Below are 12200 nucleotides of genomic sequence, written 5' to 3'. Positions count from 1 at the left end.
AATCTGCTCTTCAGAAAATCGGCTGCCCTTCATCGGTCTATCCCCCAGGAACAGACTCTACACAAAAACGGTCACATTCCAGGGGAGCACGTCAAGGGTAGTGATGCACGCCCAGTTTTGTTTTTAGGAAGTGGCGTATCTCGACGATATCTTGGTAGCCCTGGGTGGATGGAATTGTTGAAGCAAATTGCATCTTACGTGGGGGTGGGAGAGGATAAATTTAATTATCTTGCGCAGAAAGTCGACAATGACCCGGCTGCTTTGGGTACCAGTCTAGTTGAAGTTGTACATGAATGGGCCTGGACTTCTGGCCGAAACGAGTTTCCGGCAGAGTATTTTAATTCGTCTACAGATAAATCTGTTTTTTTAAAATTTTTGGTTGCCAATTATCTCAAAACATTTGGAAAAATATCTGAGAATCACGAACTTTCATCTGAATTTGATCTGTTCAGAAAGTTATCTCCGCACGCAGTCATCACTACAAATTTTGATGAATTGGTGGCGGATATGTATCCACATTTTGAAAGGGTTGTCGGAGAAAAGATAATTCCGATGTCCATGAATATCACGGGTGAGATTTATCAAATTCATGGAACTGTAGACGAGCCGCAAAGCTTGGTTCTAACCAAGGAAGATTATGAGCGCTTTATGAAAAAGCGTCGATATATCAGCAGCAAAATGATGACGTACTTTGCGGAGTATCCGGTTTTTATATTTGGTTACGGTTTAGGGGATGCCAATATCAACGCAATCATATCTGATTTAGGTGAGGCGCTAAAAGACTCTGGGGGTTTTATTGATAACATATTCTACGTTGAATGGGTCGAAGATATACTTCAACAGAAAAGTTTAAAAGAAGAGCATGTCGTTCCTGTTGATTTTGCGGGGGCTCCGGCTCTGAGGGTTCGCTCTATCGTCACAAGTGATTTTTCGTGGATATTAGAGGCTCTTTCGGATCTTTCATCTCCAATTTCGGTCAACACAAAGGTATTGCGTCATTTAGCCGCCCGTGTTGTGGAGTTGGTTCGCGTTGATGCGCCTAAAAAAGAAATGCAGATCGATTATAGGGCGGTTGAAAATTTGTCAGATGATCCTGAAGCTTTAGCGTCTGTCTTGGGTATTACTAAGGTTGCAAACCCAAATATAACACATCCATATCTTCTTTCGCAGTTGGCCGGTAAGGTGGGGTACAAAAGTTGGAATAAATTAACGCCTCTTATGTCAAAGGCGAATGATGTTGTGGGCTTCGATATTAAAAGTTCAGATAATGACTATCATATTGCGATTCCGAATGGAAAATCCACTATAACCCGTAAATACTCTGAGAAAATGTTGGGGCTTTTGAAGGAGCTTAAACAAGAGAAGAGTGGAGGGCTAATATAAGGCTACTCCCCCGCCTCCCTAGTCACCCGCACGCGCTCAATCCGCCGCCCATCCATGGACAGCACCTCAAACTTCCACCCGCCAAACACAATCGCATCGCCCGTGCGTGCGGGGCGCAGCAGCAGTGCCAGGATCAGCCCGCCCAGCGTGTGGTAGCTGCCTTCGTTCGGCAGAGTTGGCAGATGCAGCCTGGCTTTTGTCTCATCCACCGGGGTCAGGCCGTCCAGCTCGTACACTGAATCGGCGGCCGGTTCCGGCGCGTGGGCCGAGGGGCCGGAATCGTCGGCGTCGCCCACGATGGCTTCCAGCACGTCGGCGGCCGTGACCATGCCCTCGAAGCTGCCATACTCGTCCAGTATCAGGGCGATGCCGAGTGTCTCGCCCTTCAGCCGCTCCAGCGCCTCCAGCGCCGTTACGGAATCGGGCAGGGCCAGCGGCTGGCGTAGCGCCTCGGCCAGCGAAAACTCCTTGCCGTCCAGCACGCGGTCGAGGATCTCCTTGGCCTGCACCACGCCCGCCACGTTGTCGATCGCGCCGTCGCACACCACGAAGCGCGAATAGGGCGAGGTGCGCAGCCGGGCGACGATGTCCTCCCTCGGCGCGGTGCGGTCGATCCACACGATCTCCGTGCGCGGCGTCATGATCGCGCGTACGGGCTTGTCGGCCAGGCGCAGCACGCGCTCGATGATGTCGCGCTCCTCCATCTCCAGTACGCCGGTCTCGGCACCTTCCACGAGGATCGCCTTAAGCTCTTCCTCGCTCACCGCGCGGTTGTTTTCCGGCGCTTCGCCAAAGACGCGCAGCACCAGCGATGTCGCCTTGCCCAGCAACCACACCGCCGGGGCCGCCACGCGGGCCAGCAGGTTGAGCGGCCCGGCCATGATCGTGGCCACGCGCTCCGGGTGGCGCAGGGCGAGCTGCTTGGGCACCAGCTCGCCAAATACCAAAGTGAGGAAGGTGATGACGATGACCGTGCTCACAACCGCCACCGGCGCGGCATAGGGGGCAATATAGGACAAGCGGGAGAGAGGTTCCTCCAGCCGCGCGGCGAGTTGGTCCCCGCCGAACGCGCCGGTGAGAATCGCGATGAGCGTGATGCCCAATTGCGAGGCGGGCAGGAAGCTCTGCGGATCGTCCGCCAGCTTGCGCGCGTGGGCGGCGCCGGGCACGCCCTCGCGCTCCATGAGGCTGAGCATGGCCCGGCGAGCCGAGACGAGGGCAAGCTCGGCCAACGCAAAGGCGCCGTTGAGCAGGATGAGCAGAGCCAGGATGAAAATCTGAAGTGCGAGGGCCATGGCCATGCTTGTATCGAAAATTTGCGGGGCGTGCAGCCATGCCGCGCATGGCTGACGTTCGTTTTGCCTTAGTTGGGACACAATCGCGCCCAGCCGACGCCTTACTGGAACGTCATAAATCGTTACACGCGGGGCTAGTCCCGGGGTTTTTGGATCGCAAGGCCATGACGTACCAGTCACCAATCCAGCGCCAGGAGGCGCTCATCTCCACCGCCAAGCAGCGCAAGGGCTGGGCGAATCCGGCATCCTGGGCGGCTGCGCTCGGCGTTGGCGTGGTGGCGTTTGGCTTGTGGGGGGCGGCCAACCGGCCCGCGACCAATATCGCTCCCTATCACGGGGAGATCGGCGGTTTCGCCTTCTCGCCCTTCCACAAGGGCGAGAGCCCGGAGAGCGGCAAGTACCCCAGCACGGTTGAGATCAAGTCCGACCTTGCCCTGGCCGCCAAATACACCCACAACATCCGCACCTACACGGTCGAAGGCGATCTCGGCCAGATCCCGGCCCTGGCCGAGGGCATGAACCTCAACGTCACGCTCGGCGGCTGGCTGGACCGCCACCCGGACGCCAACGCCAAGGAGTTGGCCAAGCTGGTGCAGGTGGCGAACGCCAACCCCGATGTGAAGCAGATCATGGTCGGTAACGAGACCATCCTGCGCACCGACCTCACCGTTCCGCAGCTCGTCGCTGACATCAAGCAGGTGCAGGCGCAGACGCATGTGCCCGTCTCCACCGCCGAGCCCTGGCATGTTTGGTTGAAACATCCTGAACTCGCGAACCAGGTCGATTTCATCACCGTGCATCTGCTGCCCTATTGGGAAGGCGTGCCGGAGAACATCGCGGTGCAGGATACGATGAACCGCTTCGAGGCGGTGCATAAGGCCTATCCGAACAAGCGCATCGTCATCGGCGAGGTGGGCTGGCCCTCCGACGGTATCGACATCGGCGCCGCCCGCGCGAGCAACATCAATCAGGCCCGCTTCCTGCGCGATTTCTTCAACCTCGCGCAGCAGAAGCACATCGACTACTTCGTGATGGAAGCCTTCGACCAGCCCTGGAAGACCAGCTTCGAGGGCCGCGCCGCCGGCTACTGGGGCATGTTCACCCTGGACCGTCAGGCCAAGTGGTCGCTGACCGGCCCGGTTGAGAATAATCCGCACTGGATGGACTACGCTCTGGGCGCGACCCTGGCCTCGCTGGCGGCCACCATGCTGCTGCTCTCCCGCCGCCCGGATATCCGCTTCCTCGGCAAGCTCACCTTCGCGGCGCTGGTGGAAGGCTTCACCGCCATCCTGGCTCTGCTGTTCATGAACATGAGCGAGACCTATCTCTCGCTGGGTGCCGCCGCCGTGTGGGGCGCGCTGGCCGCCGGGCAGGGGCTGCTGCTCTTCCTGCTGATCGCCGACAGCTTCGATCTGGTCGAGACCATCTTCGGCCGCGTCGCCAAGCGCCATTACGAGCCGATCCCGGCCCCGGCTGGCGCGAAGCTGCCCAAGGTCTCCATCCATCTGCCCATCTGCAACGAGCCGCCGCACATGGTGAAGCAGACGCTCGATGCCCTGGCTAACCTGGACTATGACCGCTTCGAGGTTCTGGTCATCGACAACAACACCATGGACCCCGCTGTGTGGGAGCCGGTGGCCGAGCATTGCGCCCGCCTGGGGCCCAAGTTCCGCTTCTTCACCCTGGGCAAGTACAAGGGCTACAAGGCCGGCGCGCTGAACTTCGGCCTGCGCGAGACCGCCCCGGACGCCGAGATCATTGGTGTGATCGACTCCGACTATCTGGTGGAGCCCGACTGGCTGCGCTCCATGGTTCCCGCCTTCGACAACCCGAAGGTCGGCTTCACCCAGTCGCCCCAGGACTACCGCGACAATGACGGCTCGCTGTTCAAGCGGATGATGTTCTGGGAATATGCGGGCTTCTTCCACGCCGGCATGGTCACCCGCAACGAGCGTAACGCCATCATCCAGCACGGCACGATGACGCTGGTCCGCAAGCAGGCGCTGCTCAACGAGCACGGCTGGGCGGAGTGGTGCATCACCGAGGACAGCCAGCTCGGCCTGCGCCTGTTCCGCGCCGGGTACGAGGCGGTGTACTCCAAGAAGTCCTTCGGCAAGGGTGTGATGCCGGACGACTACACGGCCTTCCGCAAGCAGCGTTTCCGCTGGGCCTATGGCGCCATGCGCATCGTCCGCGCCAATGCCGACGCTCTGTTCAACCCCTTCAACAAGGAGCTGACGCTCGGCCAGCGCTGGCACTTCATCACCGGCTGGCTGCCCTGGTTCGGCGATGCGCTGGGGATTGTGTTCCTGGCCATGGGCCTCGCCTGGTCGGCCGGGCTGATCCTGGACCCGGTGCGCTTCGAGTTCCCGATCGTCCTCTTCATGCTGCCCTCGATCGGCCTGTTCTTCTTCAAGATCGCGCAGATCCTCGCCCTCTATAAGAACCGCGTGCCCTGCGGCTTCGGGGACCGGATCGGCGCCGCGGTGGCGGGGCTGGCTCTGTCGCACAGCATCGGCAAGGCGGTGTGGAAAGGCCTCTTCAGCAACAAGCTGCCCTTCCTGCGCACGCCCAAGATGGAGAACGCCCCGGCCCTGGTGCAGGGTCTGGTGATGGCCCGCGAGGAGCTGGTGATCCTGGCTCTGACCTGGGGGGCGGCGCTGGGGGTCGGCTTCGGCCACCACTGGGCGACGCTGGAGGCCAAGCTCTGGGTGGCGGTAATGGTGATCCAGTCCATGCCCTACCTCGCCTCGGTCGGTGTCTCCATCCTGGCCTCCATGCCGGCCAAGGCCGCCAAGCCGGTGATGGTCCAGGCCCCGGCCAAGGCGCCCGCCAAGCTCGGTGCCATGCATCCGGCGGCTGGCGACTAAGCCGAAGTGAACTTAGACCTAAGCAAAGGGCCCCTTTCCGGGGCCCTTTTTGCGATTAAGCTTGCATCGCCGAGCCTATCCTGTGCATAAGGCCGTCACCAACCGCGAATGCGCGACCAGGGCGTTTATGTCCCTGGCCTTGGCGGCTGGTTTGTCTTTTGGGGGCGGGGACGTCCCTTCTCGGGCATTTTTGTACCCGTCCTTTTCCAATATCGCGCGTGGAAGCCGGACAATATCGCCATGGAGCTGTTCCTTGGCGCCGGAGACGTTTGTTTATGACTGATACGACTTTTGAAGCTTTTGGCTTCGCTACCCCCATTCTCGCCGCGCTGAAGCATGCCGGCTTCATCAAGCCCACCCCGATCCAGGCTGGCGCCATCCCGCATGGCCTCGCCCGCAAGGACGTGCTGGGCCTCGCCCAGACCGGCACCGGCAAGACCGCCGCTTTCGCGCTGCCCATCCTGCAGGTCATGGCCGGGCATAAGCTGCATAACCGCCGCTTCTCCACCCGTGCGCTGATCCTGGCGCCGACCCGTGAGCTGGCCGTGCAGATCGAGCAGGAATTCAAGAAGTTCGGCGCTGGGCTCGGCCTGCGCGTGGTGCTCATCGTCGGCGGCGTGGGCCGCTCCGGGCAGGTTACGCGCCTTTCTCGCGGGGCGGACATCGTCGTCGGCTGCCCAGGCCGCGTGCTGGACCTGATGAACACCAAGGAGCTGATCATCGACCAGTGCGAGTTCTTCGTGCTGGACGAAGCCGACCGCATGCTGGACCTCGGCTTCTTCCCCGATATCCGCAAGATCGTGACGCATCTGCCCACGCGCCGCCAGTCTGCCCTGTTTTCGGCCACCATGCCGGCGGAAATCTCCAAGCTGGCGGAAGGCCTGCTGCGTGACCCGGTGAGGGTGACGGTGGCGGCGGTGTCCTCCACCCCGGCGCGCATCGCCCAGAGCGTGCATTTCGTCGATGGCTCGCAGAAGCGCGACCTGCTGGTGGACCTGCTGCGCGACCCGGCCCTTACCCGCTCCATCGTGTTCACCCGCACCAAGCGCGGTGCGGACCGCGTGGCCCTGCAGCTGAACGCCGTGAAGATCCCGGCCGTGGCGTTGCATGGTAATCTCGGCCAGAACGCTCGCCAGCGTGCGCTGGATGCCTTCAAGTCCGGCGAGGCCCGGGTGCTTGTGGCGACCGATATCGCGGCCCGCGGCATCGACGTTTCTGGTGTGTCCCACGTGGTGAACTTCGAGCTGCCGAATGAGCCGGAGAGCTATGTGCACCGCATCGGCCGTACCGCCCGTAACGGCGCCGAGGGCGTGGCCGTGGCCTTCTGCGATGCGACCGAGCTGCCGTACCTGAACCAGATCGAGAAGCTCACGGGCATCAAGATGGAAGTAGCGGGCGGCACCCGTCCGTCCCAGGCGATGCCGGTGAAGAAGCCGCAGCGTCACCCGGACATGGTGGTGCGCAAGGTGAAACCCGCCAAGCCCCGCCGCCCGCAATATGGCGAGCAGCGCAAGACGCGAGCTGCGTAAAACAACCAAAGGCGAGGGCATTGCTCCTCGCCTTTTTTAATTATAGCGGCCTGACACCTGCTTCGGTGGCGATGGCGTGCAGGTGCAAATCCATCTCCTCCACCGGCACATGCGCCACTTGCTGCGCGGCATAGGCGCAGCCCAGGCGGAAGGCGTGGGGCAGTTCGGCTAAAGTGCGGTCGTAATACCCGCCGCCATAGCCCAGCCGATGGCCCTTGGCGTCGAACGCCACCAGTGGCACCAAGATGAAATCAGGCACGATCGGAGCGCCCTCGGGGTAGAGCGTACCGAAGCGTCCGCGTAGCAGTTCGGCTTGCGGCGTCCAGGCGCGGAAGATTAGCGGGTTACCGCGTGGAGGTGTTTCCGGCAGGCCGATGACATGGCCGCGCTCATGCAAGCCATGCAGCAGCGGGCATATGTCGATCTCATGCGGCATCGGCCAGAACCCGGCCACCACAGCGCCCGGTGGCACGATGCCCGAAGCCAGCACATGCTTGGCTAATTTCGTGCCCAGGCTCGGGTCCCAGCCCACGCGCAGGCCCAGTATTTCCGCCCGCAGCGCCGCTTTTTGTTCGGCAAGCTCCAAAGTCTTAAGGCGCGGTCAGGCGGAATTCGATCCGCCGGTTCTGCGCGTAATCGGCCGGGGTGTTGCCGGTGGCGATCGGGTTGTTCGAGCCTAGCCCCGAGGTGACCAGCCGGTTCTCCGGCACGCCGTCGGCGATCAGCAAATCCAGCACCGTCAGCGCGCGTGCCGAGGACAGGTCGAAATTCGACTTATACGGTCCGCCCTTGATCGGCTGCGCATCGGCATAGCCATCCACGGAGAGCACCCAGTTTACATTTGGCGGGATCTTCGCGGCGATCTCCTTCACCGCATTCGCGACTTCCGCGATCTCGGCCTGACCCTCCGGGGTGATGGTCGCCTCATCCACGGGAAAGAGCACGTCGCTCTCGAACACGAAGCGGTCGCCGACGACCTTGATATTCTTCTGGCCCTTCAGGCTTTCCGAGAGTGTGCGGAAGAACACGCTTTGGTATTGCTGCAACTCCTCCACCTTGCGGGCTAGCGCCTCGTTAAGCTGCTTGCCGAGGTCCACGATTTGTACCTTGTCCTTGGCGTCGGCGGCTTGGGAGGCATCCAGCGCCGTCTGCAGCGCGGCGAGCTGGGCGCGCAGCGCGGCCATCTGCTGGTTCAGCAGCGCGATCTGCGCCTCATCCTGGGCGGAGAGCTTCTGCGCGTCGGCGAGTTTCTGCTGCATGTCCGGCGTACCGGCGATGGCTTCCATCTGCGCCTGCAAGGCCGAGATGCGCCCGGTGGCCGAGGCGGCTTGGGACTGGGCGTCGGAAAGCTGGGCCTGGAGCGATTTCTGCGCGCCTTGCAGCGCGGTGATGGTGGCCGTATCCGCCGAGAGCTGCTGGGTGAGGCTGGCATTGGCCGTCTGCGTACTGGCGAGCTGCGCGTTCAGTGCGGCCAACTCCTGGCTCAGCGTCGCATCCTTGGTGGTTTCCATGGAGAGACTCTGCGTAAGCTCGGCGATCTGCTGCTTCAGCTTGTCGATGGTGTTGTTGGAGCCGGTCAGCGCCGAGGAGAGGAACGCCTCGGCCAACACGAACACCAGCAGCACGAAGATGGTGACCATGAGCAAGGTGGAGAGCGCATCCACATAGCCCGGCCAAGCCTCCAGCCCGTTGCCCGTGCCGCGCCGCCGGCTCATGCGCGGGCGTTATCCGCCAGCCCGGCGATGGTGCGGGTCATCACCTTCAAATCGCTGCGCAGCTCGGAGAGGTTCTGGGCGCGGCCCTGTTCGCTCTCGGTAAGCAGGCGGGAGAGCAGCAGCTCGATATTGCGCAGATGCGCGCGTGCCACCTCATCCGCTGGTTTGGGCTCGGCGAGGCGCGCGAGGGCCGGTGTCAGCTCCGTCTGCGCGGTGGCGATTTTTTCCATCAGCTGCTGGTTCACGCGCAGCGTGTCGGAAAGATGCGCGAGGCGCTCGGTCATCGCCACTACGGCGGCATGGCTTTGCACCCGGCCTTCCTCGCCGCGCGCCAGCAGGCGCTGGAGCTGGTCCATGTTCTCCGCCGTCTGTTCCAGCAATGCTTGCACGTAGATGGGGATGCTGCCATCGCCATCGCCCGAAAGAGCACCGGTGGAAAGCCGCGTCAGCCCCGCCAACCATTCTTCAAGCTCATTGAAGAAGCGGTTCATCGCCTGTCCGGCGGTGAGGTCCAGAAAGCCAAGGATCAGCGCGCCGGAGAGGCCGAACATTGAGGAGGAGAACGCCGTGCCCATGCCCGCCAGCGGTCCGGCCAGCCCGCCCTTGAGCTGCGCGAACATCCCGTTCACATCCCCGCCCGCGAGGTTCATGCCGTTGATGACCTCGGCCACGGAGTTGACCGTGCGCAGCAGGCCCCAGAACGTGCCCAGCAGGCCAAGGAAGATCATCACCCCGGTAACATAGCGGGAGAGTTCGCGGTTCTCGTCCAGGCGGACGGAGATGCCATCCAGGATCGTGCGCATCGCGGGGCCGGAGAGGGTGATGCGCCGCTCGCCATCGGCGCGGCCGTGCAGCATGCGCGCCATCGGGGCCAGCAGCACCGGCGGCGTCGCCTGCTCCAGCCGCTCGCGGTGGCGGCGGAAATCCTCGACCCACGCGGCCTCGGGATACAAACGCTGCACCTGACGGATGTTCCAGAACACGCCGAACAGCTCCACCGCCACGATGACCGTGTTGATCACCGGATTGGCCATGTAGAAGCGCGCCAGCTGTGGCGCGAGCAGGGCCGCGACGCTGTATACCACCACACAGAACAGGATCATGCGGATCAGGTAGTTGGTCGGCTTTGTCATTTTCCGGCTCCCGTGCCCGCGGCCACAATCGTCTGGTCGTCAGCATGCCCGGGTGTCGCGCCCGCGGCGCGGGGCACGATGTTCTGCACCGGCACGCCGCAGGCGGCGAGCACGGCCTTCACCGCAAGAGCGCGGGAGAGCGAGAGCCGCATGGCCGCCGAGGGATCGGAGGGGTTGGCCGGGGCATGGGCATCGATGCTGACCATGCCGCCCTCGTGGCAGAAGGGCCTGAGCGCATTGGCGGCGCTGGCTGGCAGGTCTGCGCTGCCGGGGGCGAAGTTGATCCGCACAGGGGCCAGAGCTTTCAGCACCTCCGTGGGAACGGAGGGCGGCGGCGGCGGCGCCTTGAGCGTTGCCGGGGCGGCTTGCGGGGCGGCGGGCGCGGCCTGGGGTAGCGGCGGTGGTGCGGGTTTGGCCGCCACAACCGCCGGGGCCGCGTGGTGATGATGCGCGATATGCGGCATGGGCGCTGTAGCTGCGGGTGCCGGCTTGGGGGCGGGCGGCGGGGCTGGCGGGGTGCCAGCCAGTTGCTGCAACGCCGCCGCGTTCACTGCCACCTGCGCCTGCGCGCATGGGGCAACCAGAGCCGAAAGACCTGCCAGGAGCAAAATTCGCTTCACGGCAGAAACCTTAACGTCAAGCCTTGGCCGCCGCCAGACCGTCCTGCACCACTTCCAGCAATTTGGGGTGCAGATGCGGGTTTGCCGCCACCACGGTGTTGGCGATCTCATCCTTGCCTTCGGCATCGGTGGCATAGCCGCCGGCCTCGCGCACGATCAGCATGCCCGCCGCGATGTCCCACGGGTAGATGCCGGTTTCCCAATAGCCATCATAACGCCCGGCCGCGACCCAGGCGAGGTCCAGCGCAGCGGAGCCGAAGCGGCGGATGCCCGCGACCTGCGGCATCAGCGTGCCCAGCGTGCGGGCGAAGGAGAGGCGGCTGCGCGAGGCGGAGACGGCGAAGGGAATGCCGGTGGCGAACAGCGCGTCCTTCAGGTCGCGCCGGGCGGAGACGCGCAGGCGCTTGTCGTTGAGATACGCGCCGATGCCTTTCTCGGCCCAGAACATCTCGCCGTTCACCGGGCAGTACACCACAGCGGCATGGATCTCGGAGCCGCCATCCGGCAGGCGCTTCTCCAGCGCGATCGAGATCGCCCAATGCGGGATGCCGTGCAGGAAGTTGGTGGTGCCGTCCAGCGGGTCGACAACCCAGCGCCAGGCCCATTTATCGGAGCCGGAAGCACCTGACTCTTCCATCAGGAAGGCATAGCCCGGGCGGGCCTTCTCCAAATCCTCGCGCAGCGACTGCTCGGCGCGCAGATCCGCCTGGCTGACGAAATCCCCCGGCCCCTTAACGGAAACCTGCAGATTCTCGACTTCCATGAAATCGCGCAGCAGACGCTTCGCCGCTTTGTTCGCCGCGGCGTGCATCACGGTCATGTGCGGGGAAAGACGTGGCATCATGGCAATGCACTCCTCGTGTCAGAATAAAGTGAGGGGGCCGTTGGCCCCCTCGTGTTGGAGATCAGCCCTTGGCGCGTTCCACGTAGCTGCCGTCCTCGGTGCGCACCACGATGCGCTCGCCAGCCTCGATGAAGGGCGGCACCAGCGTTTTCACGCCGTTGGAGAGCTTGGCGGGCTTATAGGAGGAGGAGGCGGTCTGCCCCTTCACCACCGGGTCGGCCTCGACGACTTCCAGCGTCACCTGCGGCGGCAGGGTGATGCCGACCGGGTCGCCTTCGACCAGCGCAACGATGACGGCCATGTTGTCCTGCAGGAAGGGGGCGGAATCGCCCAGGATCGCGGCGGGGACCATGAACTGCTCGAAGGTCTCGGGATCCATCAGCACGAGGTTCTCGCCATCGGTGTAGGAATAGGTGAAGTCCCGGTCCTCGGTGGTCAGGCGCTCGACGGTATCGGCGGTGCGCCAACGCTCGTTGGTCTTGTTGCCGGTCTTCAGGTTGCGCATTTCCACCTGGATGAAGGCGCCGCCCTTGCCGGGGGTGATGATCTGCTGCTTCAGCACGGTCCAGCGCTGGCCCTCGTGTTCGATGACCTGCCCGGCGCGGATAAGGTTAGCCTGCTGCTTCATGGGTTCTGCCCTGCCGATTGAAAACTTGAATGATCGTAAGGCGGGGGCTTACGCCGCCAGGGCGATTTCGGCAAGCCACCCCCTGGGGGCGCGGCAAGCAGGTTAACGGGAAAATAGCGATTCCGCAGGGTGGGGCTGGGAGATTAACACGCCGTTCATCGGTGCGGTTCTAGGTTGAAAGCA

General features: G+C 62.9%; 10 protein-coding genes. 3 read left to right on the top strand and 7 right to left on the bottom strand.

Annotated features, from left to right (window positions below; all coding sequences use genetic code 11):
- The coding region (locus tag HNP71_RS13025) for an SIR2 family protein (protein ID WP_221246898.1) at positions 1-1383 on the top strand (1383 nt) is incomplete at its 5' end.
- 2 nt (positions 1384-1385) lie between these two features.
- On the opposite strand, the gene HNP71_RS13020 is transcribed toward HNP71_RS13025, so the two are convergent.
- Positions 1386-2678 (bottom strand): hemolysin family protein, encoded by a 1293-nt coding sequence (locus HNP71_RS13020; RefSeq protein ID WP_183267381.1) that lies wholly within the window; start codon positions 2676-2678, stop codon positions 1386-1388.
- Between the two features lie 164 nt (positions 2679-2842).
- Between HNP71_RS13020 and HNP71_RS13015 the strand changes: the two genes are divergently transcribed.
- Positions 2843-5548, top strand: coding sequence for a glycosyltransferase (locus tag HNP71_RS13015; protein ID WP_183267380.1), 2706 nt, complete (start codon positions 2843-2845; stop codon positions 5546-5548).
- Positions 5549-5823: 275 nt separating this feature from the next.
- On the top strand, positions 5824-7077 hold the full coding sequence (locus tag HNP71_RS13010) for a DEAD/DEAH box helicase (protein WP_183267379.1): 1254 nt from the start codon (positions 5824-5826) through the stop codon (positions 7075-7077).
- A 40-nt stretch (positions 7078-7117) separates the two neighbouring features.
- Here HNP71_RS13010 and HNP71_RS13005 read toward each other — a convergent pair whose 3' ends face one another.
- The 6 genes from HNP71_RS13005 to efp form a co-directional block, all read right to left on the bottom strand.
- Positions 7118-7663, bottom strand: a complete 546-nt coding sequence (locus tag HNP71_RS13005) for a 5-formyltetrahydrofolate cyclo-ligase (protein WP_183267378.1) — start codon at positions 7661-7663, stop codon at positions 7118-7120.
- Between the two features lie 4 nt (positions 7664-7667).
- Entirely contained in the window at positions 7668-8792 is a 1125-nt protein-coding gene (locus HNP71_RS13000) for a peptidoglycan -binding protein (protein WP_183267377.1), read from the bottom strand.
- A complete protein-coding gene (locus HNP71_RS12995; RefSeq protein WP_183267376.1) occupies positions 8789-9925 on the bottom strand; it encodes a flagellar motor protein MotA in 1137 nt (378 codons plus the stop codon). The genes HNP71_RS13000 and HNP71_RS12995 overlap by 4 nt, the downstream gene beginning before the upstream one ends.
- A complete protein-coding gene (locus tag HNP71_RS12990; RefSeq protein WP_183267375.1) occupies positions 9922-10545 on the bottom strand; it encodes an OmpA family protein in 624 nt (207 codons plus the stop codon). Before HNP71_RS12990 ends, HNP71_RS12995 begins: the two co-directional genes overlap by 4 nt.
- A 16-nt stretch (positions 10546-10561) precedes the next feature.
- Positions 10562-11389: an inositol monophosphatase family protein gene (locus tag HNP71_RS12985; protein ID WP_183267374.1), complete on the bottom strand. Its 828-nt coding sequence runs from the start codon at positions 11387-11389 to the stop codon at positions 10562-10564.
- A 61-nt stretch (positions 11390-11450) separates the two neighbouring features.
- Entirely contained in the window at positions 11451-12017 is a 567-nt protein-coding gene (gene efp / locus HNP71_RS12980; RefSeq protein ID WP_183267373.1) for an elongation factor P, read from the bottom strand.
- Between the last annotated feature and the right edge of the window lie 183 nt (positions 12018-12200).

The organism is Acidocella aromatica (assembly GCF_014201825.1).
GTDB classification, from domain to species: domain Bacteria; phylum Pseudomonadota; class Alphaproteobacteria; order Acetobacterales; family Acetobacteraceae; genus Acidocella; species Acidocella aromatica.
This window is presented reverse-complemented; position numbering and strand designations above follow the sequence as displayed.

What these genes read in the sequence shown, in the direction of transcription:
- HNP71_RS13020 (WP_183267381.1), bottom strand. Translation starts at nt 2,678, where the DNA reads ATGGCCCTCGCACTTCAGATTTTCATCCTGGCTCTGCTCATCCTGCTC.
- HNP71_RS13015 (WP_183267380.1), top strand. Translation starts at nt 2,843, where the DNA reads ATGACGTACCAGTCACCAATCCAGCGCCAGGAGGCGCTCATCTCCACC.
- HNP71_RS13010 (WP_183267379.1), top strand. Translation starts at nt 5,824, where the DNA reads ATGACTGATACGACTTTTGAAGCTTTTGGCTTCGCTACCCCCATTCTC.
- HNP71_RS13000 (WP_183267377.1), bottom strand. Translation starts at nt 8,792, where the DNA reads ATGAGCCGGCGGCGCGGCACGGGCAACGGGCTGGAGGCTTGGCCGGGC.
- HNP71_RS12995 (WP_183267376.1), bottom strand. Translation starts at nt 9,925, where the DNA reads ATGACAAAGCCGACCAACTACCTGATCCGCATGATCCTGTTCTGTGTG.
- HNP71_RS12985 (WP_183267374.1), bottom strand. Translation starts at nt 11,389, where the DNA reads ATGATGCCACGTCTTTCCCCGCACATGACCGTGATGCACGCCGCGGCG.
- efp (WP_183267373.1), bottom strand. Translation starts at nt 12,017, where the DNA reads ATGAAGCAGCAGGCTAACCTTATCCGCGCCGGGCAGGTCATCGAACAC.